At 52.6% G+C, this 17,268-nt stretch carries 13 protein-coding genes; 9 read left to right on the forward strand and 4 right to left on the reverse strand.

Annotated features, from left to right (window positions below):
• The first annotated feature begins 45 nt into the window (after positions 1–45).
• The 6 genes from rpoN to yrbL all read left to right on the forward strand — a co-directional run bounded on the left by rpoN (position 46) and on the right by yrbL (position 4,412).
• Positions 46–1,479 carry an RNA polymerase factor sigma-54 gene (gene rpoN / locus HUZ68_RS20280; RefSeq protein WP_000809051.1) on the forward strand — a complete coding sequence of 478 codons (1,434 nt, stop codon included), beginning with the start codon at positions 46–48 and terminating at the stop codon, positions 1,477–1,479.
• A gap of 22 nt (positions 1,480–1,501) precedes the next feature.
• A complete protein-coding gene (gene hpf / locus HUZ68_RS20285; RefSeq protein WP_001176599.1) occupies positions 1,502–1,789 on the forward strand; it encodes a ribosome hibernation promoting factor in 288 nt (95 codons plus the stop codon).
• Between the two features lie 117 nt (positions 1,790–1,906).
• Positions 1,907–2,398 carry a PTS IIA-like nitrogen regulatory protein PtsN gene (gene ptsN, locus HUZ68_RS20290; protein WP_000183676.1) on the forward strand — a complete coding sequence of 164 codons (492 nt, stop codon included), beginning with the start codon at positions 1,907–1,909 and terminating at the stop codon, positions 2,396–2,398.
• Between the two features lie 45 nt (positions 2,399–2,443).
• A complete protein-coding gene (gene rapZ / locus HUZ68_RS20295; RefSeq protein ID WP_000243741.1) occupies positions 2,444–3,298 on the forward strand; it encodes an RNase adapter RapZ in 855 nt (284 codons plus the stop codon).
• On the forward strand, positions 3,295–3,567 hold the full coding sequence (gene npr / locus HUZ68_RS20300; protein ID WP_000216791.1) for a PTS phosphocarrier protein NPr: 273 nt from the start codon (positions 3,295–3,297) through the stop codon (positions 3,565–3,567). Before rapZ ends, npr begins: the two co-directional genes overlap by 4 nt.
• 212 nt (positions 3,568–3,779) lie before the next feature.
• On the forward strand, positions 3,780–4,412 hold the full coding sequence (gene yrbL, locus HUZ68_RS20305; RefSeq protein WP_000620410.1) for a PhoP regulatory network protein YrbL: 633 nt from the start codon (positions 3,780–3,782) through the stop codon (positions 4,410–4,412).
• Here yrbL and mtgA read toward each other — a convergent pair.
• From mtgA to mnmL, 4 genes are all read right to left on the reverse strand, one after another.
• Positions 4,409–5,137 carry a monofunctional biosynthetic peptidoglycan transglycosylase gene (gene mtgA, locus HUZ68_RS20310; RefSeq protein ID WP_000047087.1) on the reverse strand — a complete coding sequence of 243 codons (729 nt, stop codon included), beginning with the start codon at positions 5,135–5,137 and terminating at the stop codon, positions 4,409–4,411. The two genes, yrbL and mtgA, sit on opposite strands and share 4 nt — an antisense overlap.
• Positions 5,134–5,787 carry an isoprenoid biosynthesis glyoxalase ElbB gene (gene elbB / locus HUZ68_RS20315; protein ID WP_001302019.1) on the reverse strand — a complete coding sequence of 218 codons (654 nt, stop codon included), beginning with the start codon at positions 5,785–5,787 and terminating at the stop codon, positions 5,134–5,136. The genes mtgA and elbB overlap by 4 nt, the downstream gene beginning before the upstream one ends.
• A gap of 229 nt (positions 5,788–6,016) precedes the next feature.
• Positions 6,017–8,353, reverse strand: coding sequence for an aerobic respiration two-component sensor histidine kinase ArcB (arcB, locus tag HUZ68_RS20320; protein WP_000809774.1), 2,337 nt, complete (start codon positions 8,351–8,353; stop codon positions 6,017–6,019).
• A gap of 95 nt (positions 8,354–8,448) precedes the next feature.
• A complete protein-coding gene (mnmL, locus tag HUZ68_RS20325) occupies positions 8,449–9,378 on the reverse strand; it encodes a tRNA modification radical SAM protein MnmL/YtqA (protein ID WP_001299745.1) in 930 nt (309 codons plus the stop codon).
• A 674-nt stretch (positions 9,379–10,052) separates the two neighbouring features.
• On the opposite strand from mnmL, the gene gltB reads away from it, so the two are divergent.
• From gltB to HUZ68_RS20340, 3 genes are all read left to right on the forward strand, one after another.
• Positions 10,053–14,513, forward strand: a complete 4,461-nt coding sequence (gene gltB, locus HUZ68_RS20330) for a glutamate synthase large subunit (RefSeq protein WP_001388534.1) — start codon at positions 10,053–10,055, stop codon at positions 14,511–14,513.
• Positions 14,514–14,525: 12 nt separating this feature from the next.
• Positions 14,526–15,944, forward strand: a complete 1,419-nt coding sequence (gltD, locus tag HUZ68_RS20335) for a glutamate synthase subunit GltD (protein WP_000081693.1) — start codon at positions 14,526–14,528, stop codon at positions 15,942–15,944.
• 183 nt (positions 15,945–16,127) lie between these two features.
• Positions 16,128–17,255, forward strand: a complete 1,128-nt coding sequence (locus tag HUZ68_RS20340) for a PDDEXK nuclease domain-containing protein (RefSeq protein ID WP_000445143.1) — start codon at positions 16,128–16,130, stop codon at positions 17,253–17,255.
• Positions 17,256–17,268: the final 13 nt, after the last annotated feature.

Here is a 17,268-nt window from a genome sequence, read left to right on the forward strand (position 1 = left end):
GGGTAGAAGTTTGCGACGTTTTAGCAGGAGAGTACGATTCTGAACATGAAGCAAGGTTTGCAACTCAGGCTTAGCCAACAACTGGCGATGACGCCACAGCTCCAACAGGCAATTCGTCTGTTGCAGTTGTCGACGCTGGAACTTCAGCAGGAGCTACAGCAGGCGCTGGAGAGTAATCCGCTGCTTGAGCAAATCGACACTCATGAAGAAATCGACACCCGCGAAACGCAAGACAGTGAAACGCTGGACACCGCCGACGCGCTCGAACAAAAAGAGATGCCGGAAGAGTTGCCGCTCGATGCCAGTTGGGACACCATTTACACCGCTGGTACACCATCCGGCACCAGCGGTGACTACATTGACGACGAGCTACCGGTCTATCAGGGCGAAACGACGCAGACCTTGCAGGATTACCTGATGTGGCAGGTCGAGCTGACACCGTTTTCCGACACTGACCGCGCTATTGCTACCTCTATCGTCGATGCCGTTGATGACACCGGTTATCTGACTGTCCCGCTGGAAGATATTCTCGAAAGTATGGGCGATGAAGAGATCGACATCGACGAAGTTGAAGCCGTCCTTAAGCGGATCCAACGGTTTGATCCGGTCGGTGTGGCGGCAAAAGATCTGCGTGACTGCCTGCTGATCCAACTCTCCCAATTCGATAAAACCACGCCGTGGCTGGAAGAGGCCAGACTGATCATTAGCGATCATCTCGATCTGTTAGCCAATCACGACTTCCGCACTTTAATGCGCGTCACGCGTCTGAAAGAAGATGTGCTGAAAGAAGCCGTCAATCTGATCCAGTCGCTCGATCCGCGCCCCGGGCAGTCGATCCAGACTGGCGAACCTGAGTATGTCATTCCAGATGTGCTGGTGCGTAAGCATAACGGTCACTGGACGGTAGAACTCAACAGTGACAGCATTCCGCGTCTGCAAATCAACCAGCACTACGCCTCGATGTGCAATAACGCGCGCAACGATGGTGACAGCCAGTTTATCCGCAGCAATCTGCAGGATGCCAAATGGTTGATCAAGAGTCTGGAAAGCCGTAACGATACGCTACTGCGCGTGAGTCGCTGTATCGTTGAACAGCAGCAAGCCTTCTTTGAGCAAGGCGAAGAATATATGAAACCGATGGTACTGGCCGATATCGCCCAGGCTGTCGAAATGCATGAATCGACGATATCTCGCGTGACCACGCAAAAATACCTGCATAGTCCACGAGGCATTTTTGAACTGAAGTATTTCTTTTCCAGTCACGTCAATACCGAGGGCGGCGGCGAAGCTTCCTCTACGGCGATTCGTGCGCTGGTGAAGAAATTAATCGCGGCGGAAAACCCAGCGAAACCGTTGAGCGACAGCAAGTTAACCTCTTTGCTGTCGGAACAAGGTATCATGGTGGCACGCCGCACTGTTGCGAAGTACCGAGAGTCTTTATCCATTCCGCCGTCAAACCAGCGTAAACAGCTCGTTTGACCCAACCGATAAGGAAGACACTATGCAGCTCAACATTACCGGAAATAACGTCGAGATCACCGAGGCACTGCGCGAATTTGTTACAGCCAAATTTGCCAAACTTGAGCAATATTTTGACCGAATCAACCAGGTCTATGTTGTTCTGAAAGTGGAAAAAGTCACCCACACCTCAGATGCAACACTGCATGTAAACGGTGGTGAAATTCATGCCAGCGCGGAAGGTCAGGACATGTACGCTGCCATTGATGGCTTAATTGATAAGCTGGCACGCCAGTTGACCAAACATAAAGATAAACTGAAACAACACTAATTGTCCGGGCAATTAGCATGTGCATGGCGGCCTGTTGTGCGGCACAACGGGCCATTTGTACGGTTAATGCTCCGAGCCTGTTCCACTGTTTGAGTGGGCAGGTTCTTAGGTGAAATTATGACAAATAATGATACAACTCTACAGCTTAGCAGTGTTCTTAACAGGGAATGTACGCGAAGCCGCGTCCACTGTCAGAGCAAAAAACGCGCCCTGGAAATCATCAGCGAGCTGGCGGCGAAACAACTTAGCCTGCCGCCTCAGGTGGTTTTTGAAGCTATCCTGACGCGGGAAAAAATGGGCAGTACCGGTATCGGCAATGGTATTGCCATTCCGCATGGCAAACTGGAAGAAGATACTCTGCGTGCCGTTGGCGTTTTCGTTCAGCTCGAAACGCCTATAGCTTTCGATGCCATCGACAACCAACCGGTGGACTTACTTTTTGCCCTGCTGGTGCCGGCAGACCAAACTAAAACGCACCTGCATACTCTGTCGCTGGTGGCGAAACGTCTGGCGGACAAAACCATCTGCCGCCGTTTACGCGCAGCCCAGAGCGATGAAGAGCTGTATCAAATCATTACGGATACCGAAGGTACTCCGGATGAAGCGTAGTTATTCGGTAATGTCTCTTTTAGACGTTGTGAGGAGAAACAGTACATGGTACTGATGATCGTCAGCGGACGTTCAGGTTCAGGTAAATCTGTCGCCCTGCGTGCGCTGGAAGATATGGGTTTTTACTGCGTGGATAACCTTCCCGTAGTGTTGTTACCCGATCTGGCTCGAACCCTGGCCGATCGCGAGATTTCTGCCGCCGTCAGCATTGATGTTCGTAATATGCCGGAGTCACCAGAAATATTCGAACAGGCGATGAGTAACCTGCCTGACGCTTTCTCACCGCAACTCCTGTTCCTGGATGCCGACCGTAATACCTTAATTCGTCGTTACAGTGACACGCGCCGACTGCATCCGCTTTCCAGCAAAAACCTGTCGCTGGAAAGTGCTATCGACAAAGAAAGCGATCTGCTGGAGCCTCTGCGTTCGCGAGCGGATCTGATTGTCGATACCTCAGAAATGTCCGTTCACGAGCTGGCAGAAATGCTGCGTACCCGTCTGCTGGGTAAACGTGAACGCGAACTGACAATGGTCTTTGAGTCTTTCGGCTTCAAACACGGTATCCCTATCGATGCAGATTACGTCTTTGACGTGCGCTTCTTGCCGAACCCGCACTGGGATCCGAAACTGCGTCCAATGACAGGTCTTGATAAGCCTGTCGCCGCGTTCCTCGACCGCCACACAGAAGTACACAATTTTATCTACCAGACGCGAAGCTATCTTGAGCTATGGTTACCTATGCTGGAAACCAACAACCGTAGCTACCTGACGGTCGCCATTGGTTGTACCGGCGGGAAGCACCGTTCGGTGTATATTGCAGAGCAACTGGCTGACTACTTCCGCTCGCGCGGTAAAAACGTCCAGTCACGCCATCGTACGCTGGAAAAACGTAAACCATGACCGTCAAGCAAACTGTTGAAATCACAAACAAGCTGGGCATGCATGCCCGGCCTGCAATGAAGCTGTTTGAATTAATGCAGGGTTTTGACGCTGAAGTGCTGTTACGTAATGACGAAGGCACCGAGGCTGAAGCCAACAGCGTTATTGCGCTGCTGATGTTGGATTCTGCCAAAGGACGGCAGATTGAAGTTGAAGCGACCGGTCCACAGGAAGAGGAAGCACTGGCCGCCGTTATCGCCCTCTTTAACTCTGGTTTTGATGAAGATTAATCTTCATCACTTTGACATTCAAATCCCTTCAAGCTCCCCCGGCAATAAGAAAAGCGCGTACTGAAATCGTTCTCAATCAACGTCAATTGTACATTTTGTGCGCTTTTCACTTTCAGAAGAACCTTAAGAAAACCTTAAGAGGCATTGTTTAGGTTTTGTTTAAGTTAATCGACCATACTGGAGATCGTCAGAAAATATTTCCAGGAGATGGCATGATTCGCTTATCTGAACAAAGTCCCCTGGGCACCGGAAGACATCGGAAATGTTATGCGCATCCGGAAGATGCCCAACGCTGTATCAAGATTGTCTACCATCGTGGCGATGGTGGCGATAAAGAGATCCGTCGTGAGTTAAAGTACTACGCGCATCTTGGTCGCCGGTTAAAAGACTGGAGTGGAATACCGCGCTATCACGGTACCGTCGAGACGGATTGCGGAACCGGTTATGTTTATGATGTGATTGCCGATTTTGACGGCAAGCCCTCCATTACGCTGACCGAATTTGCTGAACAATGCCGTTACGAAGAAGACGTTGCACAACTGCGCCAATTACTGAAACAGCTGAAGCGTTATTTGCAGGATAACCGTATCGTGACGATGTCGCTGAAGCCGCAGAATATTCTCTGTCATCGCATCAGTGAGTCAGAGGTTATCCCCGTCGTCTGCGACAACATTGGTGAAAGCACATTGATTCCACTGGCGACCTGGTCGAAGTGGTGTTGTCTGCGTAAGCAAGAGCGGTTATGGAAACGATTTATCGCCCAACCGGCGCTGGCTATTGCCCTGCAGAAAGATCTGCAACCTCGTGAGAGCAAAACGCTGGCCCTCACTTCGCGCGAAGCTTAATCCAGCTGGTGTTGTTGCATAAACGGCTCACCGCCTAACTGATACATCTGCCGTAAAATCCACGCCTGACGGCTGCGCACGTAGCCCGATGGTGCGGAGACTTTGAAACGAAGTGGATTAGGTAATACAGCTGCCAGTAAGGCAGCTTCCGATCGGGTAAGTTTGCTCGCGGGTTTGTGGAAATAGCGTTGTGCCGCAGCTTCGACGCCAAACACACCGTCGCCAAATTCGGCGATATTCAGGTAAACCGTCAGGATACGCTTTTTGCTCCAGACTGTTTCTATCCCCAGCGTTAATCCGGCTTCCAGCCCTTTTCGAACCCAGCTACGCCCATCCCATAAAAAGAGATTTTTGGCCGTCTGCTGAGAAATCGTTGAAGCACCGCGAATACGGTTTTCATTGCGCTCGTTGTGCGCCAGGGCTTTCTCAATGGAAGCAACATCAAAGCCCCAGTGCTCAGGAAATTTCTGATCTTCTGCGGCAATCACCGCCAGTCCCATCCACGGCGAGATTTGATCCATACTGACCCAGTCAGAATGTGCCACGTAACGAAAATTGCCATGCAGCCAGGCGCTGACCTGTCGCTCGACCATTACCGCTGAGAAAGGAACAGGCGCAACGCTAAACAACGCGATGCCCCCGCCCCAGAAAACGGCGAGGACAACCATTAACCGCAGAAGAAAACGGCGAACGAAACTAAACACCGTTAAGCGGCTTTTACTCATTCAGCCAGAACCAGCACGCGGGAAACCAGCTTATCAATGCCGCTCGCCGCTTCTGCAATGTTCTGCGCCAGCATATATGCCGGGGTGGTGACAATCTTATTGTCTTCATCAACCACGATATCATCGACAGGACACGGCACATGCTCCGCGCCCATCTCTTCCAGCACTTCTGCGGTATCGATATCAGTACCGATGGTCAAACGCAGCGGGAAATCGAAAATTTTCGGCAGCATCGCCGGGGCAATACACATAAAACCAAGCGGTTTTCCGGCCTGATGCATCGCTTGTGCCAGCGCCTTTAATTCACGGTCAACGGTGCATTCGCGACCAAGACTGGCAAAATTGCTTAAATTCTTTGCCGCGCCAAACCCCCCCGGCACAATCAACGCATCCAGTTCAGCGGCATCGGCCTGGGCCAGAGGACGGATTTCACCGCGCGTTATTCGTGCCGCTTCAATCAGCACATTGCGCGTTTCCGTCATCGCTTCGCCAGTTAAATGATTGATAACATCAACCTGCTGCTTATCCGGTGCAAAGCAGACCGCCTGCGCACCGCTGCGTGAAATAGCTAACAACGTCAACACCGCTTCATGAATTTCAGAACCGTCATAGACGCCGCATCCGCTCAGAATTACGCCAATTTTCTTCATTGTGATCATCCTTTCGCAATTGACTGAAACACATTAATTTTTTTAATAAAAATGGTACGCATCACACATTTAACTGATTCATGTAACAAATCATTTAAGTTTTGCTATCTTAACTGCGTGCGGCCTGAAAAACAGTGCTGTGCCCTTGTAACTCATCATAATAATTTACGGCGCAGCCAAGATTTCCCTGGTGTTGGCGCAGTATTCGCGCACCCCGGTCTAGCCGGGGTCATTTTTTAGTGGCTTTTGCCACCCACGCTTTCAGCACTTCTACGTCGTGACGCCACTCTTCTTTCATCTCTTCAATCCATTCACCGACGTTATCTTCCCAGGCAGGAAGGTCAGGAGACTGAATTTGCTGACCCAGCTGTTGCAGATGGCGTAACCCCACTGACCCCGCCGCACCTTTAATTTTATGTCCTTCCTCAACAATGCCTTTTTTATCCTGCGCCGTCAGATTCGACTCCAGCACGCTGACATAGCCCGGCATCATCTTCTCAAACACCGCTAACCCGTCGGTGATCAGCTTCGGTCCTACAAGTTCGAGATACTGTTCCAGCATGGGAATATCGAGCAATGCTTCTGATTTACTGTTCTCTTCTGTCGTCACCGTACTCTCCTCATCATCCTGGGTATCCCAGAATTTCTTGATCATCGCGGTTAGCGCCGGAACAGAAAGCGGCTTACTCAGCACATCATCCATTCCAGCATTGAGGTACTCTTGTTTGTCTTTCAACACGTTAGCGGTTAAGGCCACCAGCGGCGGTAAATCCTCGCGCGGATAACGCTTCGTCAGTTCACGAGAGATATCCAGCCCGGTCATATCTGGCAACTGAATATCCAGCAACACCAGGTCGTATTCGCCCGGTTTAAACATCTCCAGCGCCGCCTTGCCGGTCATGGCGACATCAACGCTGTTACCTAATTTTTCCAGCACAGAACGCGCGACAATCACGTTCAGTTCAATGTCTTCCACCAGCAGCACATTCAGCGCCGGTAAAGGCATATCGTCTTCATCAAACGCATCATCGACCTCTTCTGCTACCGACGGCGCGTGGATCGTCAACGTAAAGGTTGAACCTTTACCCTGTTCGCTGGTAACCGTAATATCGCCGCCCATATTTTTCGCCAGACGACGAGAAACGGCCAGACCAATACCGGTGCCGGTGGCAGGTTTACCGCCATGACTGTCTTTCACCTGATAATACATGGCGAAGATTTTATCCAGCTCATCCTGCGGAATGCCGATACCAGAATCTTCCACTTCAAAATGCAGCATATCGCCTTCATCGTAGCGCACGCGCACGGTAACCTGGCCTTGCTGGGTGAATTTGACGGCGTTACTGATGAGGTTCCACAGGATCTGCCGTAAACGCGTCCCGTCGGTAATGACCTGATGCGGTAATGGCAGCGTCGGCTCCAGATTAAAGCGCAATCCTTTTTGTTGCGCCTGCAAGGCGGAGAGATTTTCCAGATCGGCAAGGAAGCTGGTGAAATCAACCGGCTGATTATCAAGCTGGACCTTGCGCCGTTCCATCTTATCCATGTCGATAATATCGTTGAAGATATTCCCCAGCGTGACGGCCGAAACATGGATAGTTTTGAGATATTTTTCCTGCTCGGCGGTGAGTTCGGTATCCAGTAGGATGCGGCTCAGGCCGACGATACCGTTCAGCGGTGTACGCAATTCGTGACTGATGGTGGAAATAAACGTCGTTTTGTCGCGGCTGGCGCGTTCAAGCGCATCCTGATACCGCTTACGCTCGGTAATGTCGCGACCAAAGCCCATCAAACCGTGACGTTTACCCACGCGGTCGTAGTACGGCACTTTACGAATTTCAAAGCAGGCTTTGCGTCCGTCGGGATAATCCAGCCACTGCTCATAGGTCAGTGACACATTATGACGGAACACTTTTTCATCGGTTTCAATGACTTTCGCAGCGGCTTCCGGTGAGTAAACATCAGCAGGTTTCAGATGAACCAGTTGTTTTTCGCTTTTTCCGGTCAGCAGCTCCATCGCGCGGTTACAGCCGGAAAACTCTTTATCTTCGTTACGATAAAAAACCAGGTCGGGTGAAGCATCAAGGAAGGAACGTAAGAATGAGGATTGCTGCTCGAGCTGAATTTGTGTCTCTTCGCGCTCTTTGATTTCAATTTTCAGTTGGCCGAAGGTTTCCTGCAGTTCTGCTTCCGCTTTTTCACGAACGGCAATTTCCTGATTTAGCTGGGCAATATTATCTTTTAACTGAACGTTGAGGCTCAAATCGCGCTCGCGCATCTCCTCCAGTTTTTGCACCAGCCGTGACAGACGTTGTCGTGACTCCTCCAGTTGCTCGACGACCACCGATAGAAAGTAGACCGCCCACGGCGTAATCAGCAAACCAAAGAAGATAGAACGAATAACATCAATGCTTTCGACCTGACCATGCAGCACCATGGTTACCGCCATTTGTACCACAATGGCAAGAACGACGAGGGCCAGCGCCAGCAACATTGAGAAGCGCACCAGACCTAACTTCATCATCAGGTCAACATAATACTGCGCCAGCAGACGAATTTGCTTCATTAGGGAATTCCTTCACGACAACCTGCCCCAATAATACCCAATTCTGACAGTTACGTTATAAATTGTGTGAGAAATGCGGAATTCCCCTCAATGACCTACTCCGTAGGAGGTAGCCACGGACGTCCCAGCGCCGATCCCTGTACGCCATGTTCATTCAGATAGCGATCCAGCTCGACCATTCCCGTCCATCGATTTTCGCACCACAGCGGAGCAAGCAGCGTCGGGCGACGGGCGCTGGCGGAAATGCGGTGGTAGATCACTTCCGGTGGCGTATGGCGAATCATTTCTCCGGCAGTGAGTGTGTAATCCTCCAGTTCAATACCGTTCAAACGCCCCGCTTCCCAGGCTTTCGCCATAATGCTGCCTTTCACAATATGCAGCGGATGCAGCTTTATGCCGTCCACGCCGGTTTCAACCACGCGCTCCAGCGTTTGCAAACATTCAGCCTGCCCTTCGCCAGGCAGGCCGACAATTAAGTGGGAACACACCTTCAGCCCGCGCTGACGTGCCAGCTGGGTTGTACGCTGATAACAGGCAAAATCATGGCCGCGGTTGATGCGATGCAGTGTTTTGTCGTGGGCGGTTTGTAGCCCCAGCTCCAGCCACACTTCGTAACCCTGGTCCTTATATTCGCAAAGCAGATCCAGCACCGCATCCGGCACGCAGTCCGGGCGGGTACCAACACACAAACCGACAATATTGGCCTGGCTCACCGCCTGCTGATACATAGAACGCAGCACCTGAACTTCCGCAAAGGTGCTGGTATACGCCTGAAAGTAGGCCAGATAGCGTTTAGCGCGGTTAACTAAATTCGCCTGGTGCGCCAGTTGCTCGGCAATGGAACGATGCTGCTGCGCTTCATCGGCAAACGAGGCCACATTACAGAATGTGCAGCCACCACGCCCGATGGTACCGTCACGGTTAGGGCAGCTAAAACCGCCGTGCAGCGTCAGCTTATGCACCTTTTGCCCATAACGACGGGTGAGATCACCACCAAACATATTGACTAATTTCTGTAACTGCATAATCTGATAGACCGCGCCTTGAAAAGAGGCCAAAGCCTGCCATTTTTAGCTCAATTCGGCGATGACCTGGATCAATCGTCCCGGCCTGCTTTTATCAACTGCATAATCAATCAAAATTACCGAAATTTCATGCATAATCACATAAATCACTTTTGCTTATCTTGTGTCAGATTTTTTTATCTCCTTATGGATTTTAGGCAAAAACAGTAGCATGAAACGCCATTACCAATTAAGGCAGTATAAAATGCTGGTTTTCTCGTCAGTTCAAGGCAGGATAAGGGTTAACACGCCTTTATGACAGTCAGGAATTGGCTGTTTCTCTAACGACGCTCCTTTTAGCCTTAATTAGAAAATCTATTTTAATTTCAGTCAATTAATAAAGAATTTTGCGCTAAAGCACATTTCTGTACCAATAAGCTTGCCATTTGACCTGTATCAGCTTTCCCGATAAGTTGGAAATCCGCTGGAAGCTTTCTGGATGAGCAGCCTGCTCATCATATTTATGCAGTAATTGAGATCCCCTCTTCACCGTATTAACCGATGCGAAAAGGACAACAAGGGGGCGAATGCGAGGCGCGCGTATGACACGCAAACCCCGTCGCCACGCTCTTTCTGTGCCCGTGCGCAGCGGTTCGGAAGTGGGGTTCCCGCAGAGCCTGGGGGAGGTTCACGATATGTTGTACGATAAATCCCTTGAGAGGGATAACTGTGGTTTCGGCCTGATCGCCCACATAGAAGGCGAACCTAGCCACAAGGTAGTGCGTACTGCAATACACGCACTGGCCCGCATGCAGCACCGTGGCGCGATTCTCGCCGATGGTAAAACCGGTGACGGTTGCGGCTTGCTGTTACAAAAACCGGATCGCTTTTTTCGCATCGTTGCGCAGGAGCGCGGCTGGCGTTTAGCGAAAAACTACGCCGTCGGGATGCTATTCCTGAATAAAGATCCTGAACTCGCCGCTGCCGCACGCCGCATCGTTGAAGAAGAACTGCAACGCGAAACCTTGTCGATTGTGGGCTGGCGTGATGTCCCCACTAACGAAGGCGTGCTGGGTGAAATCGCCCTCTCCTCTCTGCCACGCATTGAGCAAATTTTTGTGAACGCCCCGGCAGGCTGGCGTCCACGCGATATGGAGCGCCGTCTGTTTATCGCCCGCCGCCGCATTGAAAAGCGTCTCGAAGCCGACAAAGACTTCTACGTCTGTAGCCTGTCGAATCTGGTGAACATCTATAAAGGTCTGTGTATGCCGGCGGATCTGCCGCGCTTTTATCTGGATCTTGCGGACCTGCGTCTGGAATCGGCCATTTGCCTGTTCCACCAGCGCTTCTCCACTAACACCGTACCGCGCTGGCCGCTGGCGCAGCCGTTCCGCTATCTGGCGCATAACGGTGAAATCAACACCATTACCGGTAACCGTCAGTGGGCGCGTGCGCGTACCTATAAATTCCAGACGCCGCTTATCCCTGACCTGCACGACGCCGCACCGTTCGTCAACGAAACCGGCTCTGACTCCAGTTCGATGGATAACATGCTGGAACTGCTGCTGGCAGGCGGGATGGATATCATCCGCGCTATGCGTCTGTTAGTGCCGCCCGCCTGGCAGAACAACCCGGATATGGACCCGGAACTGCGTGCCTTCTTTGACTTTAACTCCATGCATATGGAGCCGTGGGATGGCCCGGCGGGCATCGTGATGTCTGACGGTCGTTTTGCCGCCTGTAACCTCGACCGTAACGGTCTGCGTCCGGCGCGCTACGTCATCACCAAAGATAAGCTCATCACCTGCGCCTCTGAAGTCGGTATCTGGGATTATCAGCCTGACGAAGTGGTCGAAAAAGGCCGCGTCGGGCCAGGCGAACTGATGGTTATCGACACCCGCAGTGGGCGTATTCTGCACTCGGCAGAAACCGATGACGATCTGAAAAGCCGCCATCCATATAAAGAGTGGATGGAGAAAAACGTCCGCCGACTGGTACCGTTTGAAGATCTGCCCGATGAAGAAGTGGGTAGCCGCGAACTGGACGACGACACACTTGCCAGCTACCAGAAACAGTTTAACTACAGCGCGGAAGAGCTGGACTCCGTAATTCGCGTACTGGGCGAAAACGGTCAGGAAGCGGTCGGTTCGATGGGCGACGACACCCCATTCGCCGTGCTCTCCAGTCAGCCGCGCATTATTTACGACTACTTCCGCCAGCAGTTTGCCCAGGTGACTAACCCGCCAATCGACCCGCTGCGTGAAGCGCATGTTATGTCGCTCGCCACCAGTATCGGTCGTGAAATGAACGTCTTTTGCGAAGCAGAGGGCCAGGCGCACCGTTTAAGCTTTAAATCGCCGATTCTGCTCTACTCCGATTTCAAACAGCTCACGACGATGAAAGAGGAGCACTACCGCGCAGATACGCTGGATATCACCTTTGACGTCACCAAAACCACGCTCGAAGCGACGGTCAAAGAGCTGTGCGACAAAGCCGAAAAAATGGTACGTAGCGGCACCGTGCTGCTGGTGCTCTCCGACCGGAATATCGCGAAAGATCGCCTGCCGGTTCCGGCTCCGATGGCGGTTGGCGCGATCCAGACCCGTCTGGTCGATCAAAGCCTGCGTTGCGATGCCAACATCATCGTCGAAACCGCCAGCGCCCGCGATCCGCACCATTTCGCCGTGTTGCTGGGCTTCGGTGCGACGGCTATTTATCCGTACCTTGCCTATGAAACGCTGGGCCGCCTGGTAGACACCCACGCGATTGCTAAAGATTATCGTACCGTGATGCTCAACTACCGTAACGGCATCAACAAAGGCTTGTACAAAATCATGTCCAAAATGGGCATCTCCACCATCGCCTCTTACCGCTGCTCGAAACTGTTTGAAGCGGTCGGTCTGCACGATGATGTAGTGGGCCTGTGCTTCCAGGGGGCGGTCAGCCGCATTGGGGGGGCGAGCTTTGAAGACTTCCAGCAGGATCTGCTGAATCTGTCGAAACGTGCCTGGCTGGCGCGCAAGCCCATCAGCCAGGGCGGCCTGCTGAAATACGTCCACGGCGGCGAATACCACGCCTACAACCCGGACGTGGTGCGCACGCTGCAACAGGCGGTACAGAGCGGCGAGTATAGCGACTATCAGGAATACGCGAAGCTGGTTAATGAGCGTCCGGCAACCACGCTGCGCGATCTGCTGGCAATTACGCCGGGTGAAAACGCGGTCAACATTGCCGATGTTGAACCGGCAAGCGAACTGTTTAAACGCTTCGATACCGCGGCGATGTCTATCGGCGCGTTAAGCCCGGAAGCTCACGAGGCGCTGGCGGAAGCGATGAACAGCATCGGCGGTAACTCTAACTCCGGTGAAGGTGGTGAAGATCCGGCGCGCTACGGCACCAACAAAGTGTCGCGCATCAAGCAGGTGGCGTCCGGTCGCTTCGGTGTTACTCCGGCGTACCTGGTCAATGCTGACGTCATTCAGATTAAAGTCGCCCAGGGCGCGAAGCCGGGCGAAGGCGGTCAGTTGCCGGGTGATAAAGTCACTCCTTACATTGCCAAACTGCGCTATTCGGTGCCGGGCGTGACGCTGATCTCCCCGCCGCCGCACCACGATATCTACTCTATCGAGGACTTAGCGCAGCTCATTTTCGACCTCAAGCAGGTTAACCCGAAAGCGATGATCTCCGTGAAGCTGGTTTCCGAACCGGGCGTTGGCACCATCGCCACCGGTGTGGCGAAAGCTTATGCCGATTTAATCACCATCGCAGGCTATGACGGCGGCACCGGCGCAAGTCCGCTTTCATCGGTGAAATACGCAGGCTGTCCGTGGGAGCTGGGGCTTGTTGAAACCCAACAGGCGCTGGTTGCCAATGGTCTGCGTCATAAGATCCGTTTGCAGGTTGATGGCGGCCTGAAAACCGGCGTTGATATCATCAAAGCGGCGATTCTCGGCGCAGAAAGCTTCGGCTTCGGCACTGGCCCAATGGTCGCGCTCGGCTGTAAATATCTGCGTATTTGCCATCTGAACAACTGCGCGACGGGTGTTGCAACTCAGGATGACAAACTGCGTAAGAATCACTATCACGGCCTGCCATTCAAGGTGACGAATTACTTTGAGTTTATCGCCCGTGAAACACGCGAGCTGATGGCACAGCTTGGCGTAACACGTCTGGTGGATCTGATTGGTCGCACCGACCTGCTGAAAGAGCTGGACGGGTTCACCGCCAAACAGCAGAAACTGGCGCTGTCAAAGCTGCTGGAGACCGCCGAACCGCATCCAGGTAAGGCACTCTACTGCACCGAAAACAACCCGCCGTTTGATAACGGCCTGCTGAACGCGCAGTTGCTGCAACAGGCGAAACCGTTTGTCGATGAGCGCCAGAGCAAAACCTTCTGGTTCGATATCCGCAACACCGACCGCTCTGTCGGCGCGTCGCTTTCAGGCTATATCGCCCAGACGCATGGCGATCAGGGGCTGGCAGCCGATCCGATTAAAGCGTACTTCAACGGCACTGCAGGCCAGAGCTTCGGCGTGTGGAACGCGGGCGGCGTGGAACTGTACCTGACCGGTGATGCCAACGACTATGTCGGTAAAGGCATGGCGGGCGGCTTAATCGCCATTCGTCCTCCGGTTGGTTCCGCCTTCCGCAGCCATGAAGCAAGTATTATCGGCAACACCTGCCTGTATGGCGCGACCGGTGGTCGTCTGTATGCCGCAGGCCGCGCGGGTGAACGTTTCGGCGTGCGTAACTCCGGTGCTATCACCGTGGTAGAAGGCATTGGCGACAACGGTTGTGAATATATGACGGGTGGTATCGTCTGCATTCTGGGTAAAACCGGCGTTAACTTCGGTGCGGGCATGACCGGCGGCTTCGCTTACGTTCTCGATGAAAGCGGCGATTTCCGCAAACGCGTTAACCCGGAACTGGTCGAGGTCTTAAGCGTTGACGATCTGGCGATCCATGAAGAGCATCTGCGTGGTCTTATCACCGAGCATGTTCAGCATACCGGTTCTCAGCGTGGTGAAGAGATTCTGGCGAACTGGTCAACCTTCGCCACTAAATTTGCGCTGGTTAAACCGAAGTCCAGTGATGTCAAAGCACTGCTGGGTCATCGTAGTCGTAGCGCAGCAGAGTTGCGCGTGCAGGCGCAGTAAGGGGTAGCAACAATGAGTCAGAATGTTTATCAATTTATCGACCTGCAGCGCGTTGATCCGCCAAAGAAACCGCTGAAGATCCGCAAAATTGAGTTTGTTGAAATTTACGAGCCGTTTTCCGAAGGCCAGGCCAAAGCGCAGGCTGACCGCTGCCTGTCGTGCGGCAACCCATACTGCGAGTGGAAATGCCCGGTACACAACTACATCCCGAACTGGCTTAAGCTCGCCAACGAGGGGCGTATTTTTGAAGCGGCAGAACTGTCGCATCAGACCAACACTCTGCCGGAAGTATGCGGACGTGTCTGCCCGCAAGACCGTCTGTGCGAAGGTTCCTGCACCCTGAACGATGAGTTTGGCGCGGTGACCATCGGCAACATTGAGCGTTATATCAATGATAAAGCGTTCGAAATGGGCTGGCGTCCGGATATGTCCGGCGTGAAACAGACCGGTAAAAAAGTGGCGATTATCGGCGCAGGTCCGGCAGGTCTGGCGTGTGCAGATGTCCTGACGCGCAACGGCGTACAAGCGGTCGTCTTCGACCGTCACCCGGAAATTGGCGGCTTGCTGACCTTCGGTATTCCGGCTTTCAAACTGGAAAAAGAGGTAATGACGCGCCGCCGTGAAATCTTCACCGGCATGGGTATTGAATTCAAACTCAATACCGAAGTGGGCCGCGACGTGCAGCTGGACGATCTGCTGAGTGATTACGATGCCGTGTTCCTTGGCGTCGGGACTTATCAGTCAATGCGCGGCGGGCTGGAAAACGAAGACGCCGATGGCGTGTACGCAGCGCTGCCGTTCCTCATCGCCAACACCAAACAGTTAATGGGCTTTGGTGAAACCAACGACGAACCGTTCGTCAGCATGGAAGGTAAACGCGTGGTAGTACTTGGCGGTGGCGACACTGCGATGGACTGCGTGCGCACGTCTGTACGCCAGGGAGCGAAGCACGTAACCTGTGCCTATCGTCGTGATGAAGAGAACATGCCGGGTTCCCGCCGCGAAGTGAAAAACGCGCGGGAAGAAGGTGTTGAGTTCAAATTCAACGTCCAACCGCTGGGGATTGAAGTGAACGGTAACGGCAAAGTCAGCGGCGTAAAAATGGTGCGTACCGAAATGGGCGAACCGGACGCCAAAGGCCGTCGCCGCGCGGAGATCGTTGCAGGTTCCGAACATATCGTTCCGGCAGATGCGGTGATCATGGCGTTTGGTTTCCGCCCACACAGCATGGAATGGCTGGCAAAACACAGCGTCGAGCTGGATTCGCAAGGCCGTATCATCGCTCCGGAAGGCAACGACAACGCTTTCCAGACCAGCAACCCGAAAATCTTTGCTGGCGGCGATATCGTCCGTGGTTCCGATCTGGTGGTGACCGCTATTGCCGAAGGTCGTAAAGCGGCAGACGGCATTATGAACTGGCTGGAAGTTTAAGCTCTGTCCCAGCGCCGCCTCCTCAGAAAAGAGTCGGCGCTGAAATTCTCCTTTCGTTCTGGAAAGCGCCTCGCATAATCTGAAGAAAACCAATGTAATACGCACATCTGGATTGTTACCGGCAGATGCCCGGCGTATAGCTGATTCCATTATTCAACGCAGCGCCATATAAAGGGACAGATAATGGAATCGCTCTCAGAGAGAACCTCAACAGGCTACCAGCAAATCCACGACGGCATTATTCATCTGGTCGATAGCGCCCGAACGGAAACGGTACGTAGCGTTAACGCGTTAATGACCGCGACGTACTGGGAAATTGGCCGACGAATTGTCGAATTTGAACAAGGTGGCGAGGCCAGGGCTGCGTATGGTGCGCAGCTAATCAAGCGACTATCAAAGGATTTAAGTCTAAGGTATAAGCGTGGGTTCTCTGCAAAAAACTTACGCCAAATGAGGCTTTTTTACCTCTTTTTTCAACATGTTGAAATTCGCCAGACAGTGTCTGGCGAATTAACACCATTGGGAATTCCGCAGACACCATCTGCAGAATTCCCATCGGCAAAGATTTGGCAGACGCTGTCTGCCAAATCTTTCCCCCTGCCCTGGTCCACCTACGTCCGTTTACTTTCCGTTAAAAACGCTGACGCCCGCAGCTTTTATGAAAAAGAGACGCTCCGCTGTGGCTGGTCTGTTCGCCAGCTAGAACGGCAAATTGCGACCCAATTTTATGAGCGAACACTGCTGTCACATGACAAATCAGCCATGCTGCAACAACACGCTCCTGCCGAGACGCATATTCTTCCGCAACAGGCGATACGCGATCCCTTTGTGCTCGAATTTCTGGAATTGAAAGATGAATACTCAGAATCCGATTTTGAGGAGGCGCTGATCAACCACCTGATGGATTTCATGCTGGAACTTGGGGATGATTTTGCCTTTGTTGGTCGGCAGCGAAGGTTACGCATTGATGACAACTGGTTTCGTGTCGATCTGCTGTTTTTCCACCGCCGTTTACGCTGCCTGCTAATCGTCGATCTAAAAGTGGGCAAATTCAGCTATAGCGATGCCGGACAGATGAATATGTATCTCAACTACGCCAAAGAGCACTGGACGCTACCGGATGAAAATCCGCCCATCGGTCTGGTTCTCTGTGCAGAGAAAGGAGTCGGAGAAGCGCATTATGCACTGGCTGGTTTGCCTAACACCGTTCTGGCGAGTGAATATAAGATGCAACTACCTGATGAAAAACGACTCGCGGATGAACTCGTTCGAACACAGGCGGTGCTAGAAGAAGGCTATAGACTCCGTTAATTTCAGCGGTTTC

It is taken from the genome of Shigella dysenteriae (assembly GCF_022354085.1).
Taxonomy (GTDB): Bacteria; Pseudomonadota; Gammaproteobacteria; order Enterobacterales; family Enterobacteriaceae; genus Escherichia; species Escherichia coli.

What these genes read in the sequence shown, in the direction of transcription:
- rpoN (WP_000809051.1), top strand. Translation starts at nt 46, where the DNA reads ATGAAGCAAGGTTTGCAACTCAGGCTTAGCCAACAACTGGCGATGACG.
- hpf (WP_001176599.1), top strand. Translation starts at nt 1,502, where the DNA reads ATGCAGCTCAACATTACCGGAAATAACGTCGAGATCACCGAGGCACTG.
- ptsN (WP_000183676.1), top strand. Translation starts at nt 1,907, where the DNA reads ATGACAAATAATGATACAACTCTACAGCTTAGCAGTGTTCTTAACAGG.
- rapZ (WP_000243741.1), top strand. Translation starts at nt 2,444, where the DNA reads ATGGTACTGATGATCGTCAGCGGACGTTCAGGTTCAGGTAAATCTGTC.
- npr (WP_000216791.1), top strand. Translation starts at nt 3,295, where the DNA reads ATGACCGTCAAGCAAACTGTTGAAATCACAAACAAGCTGGGCATGCAT.
- yrbL (WP_000620410.1), top strand. Translation starts at nt 3,780, where the DNA reads ATGATTCGCTTATCTGAACAAAGTCCCCTGGGCACCGGAAGACATCGG.
- mtgA (WP_000047087.1), bottom strand. Translation starts at nt 5,137, where the DNA reads ATGAGTAAAAGCCGCTTAACGGTGTTTAGTTTCGTTCGCCGTTTTCTT.
- elbB (WP_001302019.1), bottom strand. Translation starts at nt 5,787, where the DNA reads ATGAAGAAAATTGGCGTAATTCTGAGCGGATGCGGCGTCTATGACGGT.
- arcB (WP_000809774.1), bottom strand. Translation starts at nt 8,353, where the DNA reads ATGAAGCAAATTCGTCTGCTGGCGCAGTATTATGTTGACCTGATGATG.
- mnmL (WP_001299745.1), bottom strand. Translation starts at nt 9,378, where the DNA reads ATGCAGTTACAGAAATTAGTCAATATGTTTGGTGGTGATCTCACCCGT.
- gltB (WP_001388534.1), top strand. Translation starts at nt 10,053, where the DNA reads ATGTTGTACGATAAATCCCTTGAGAGGGATAACTGTGGTTTCGGCCTG.
- gltD (WP_000081693.1), top strand. Translation starts at nt 14,526, where the DNA reads ATGAGTCAGAATGTTTATCAATTTATCGACCTGCAGCGCGTTGATCCG.
- HUZ68_RS20340 (WP_000445143.1), top strand. Translation starts at nt 16,128, where the DNA reads ATGGAATCGCTCTCAGAGAGAACCTCAACAGGCTACCAGCAAATCCAC.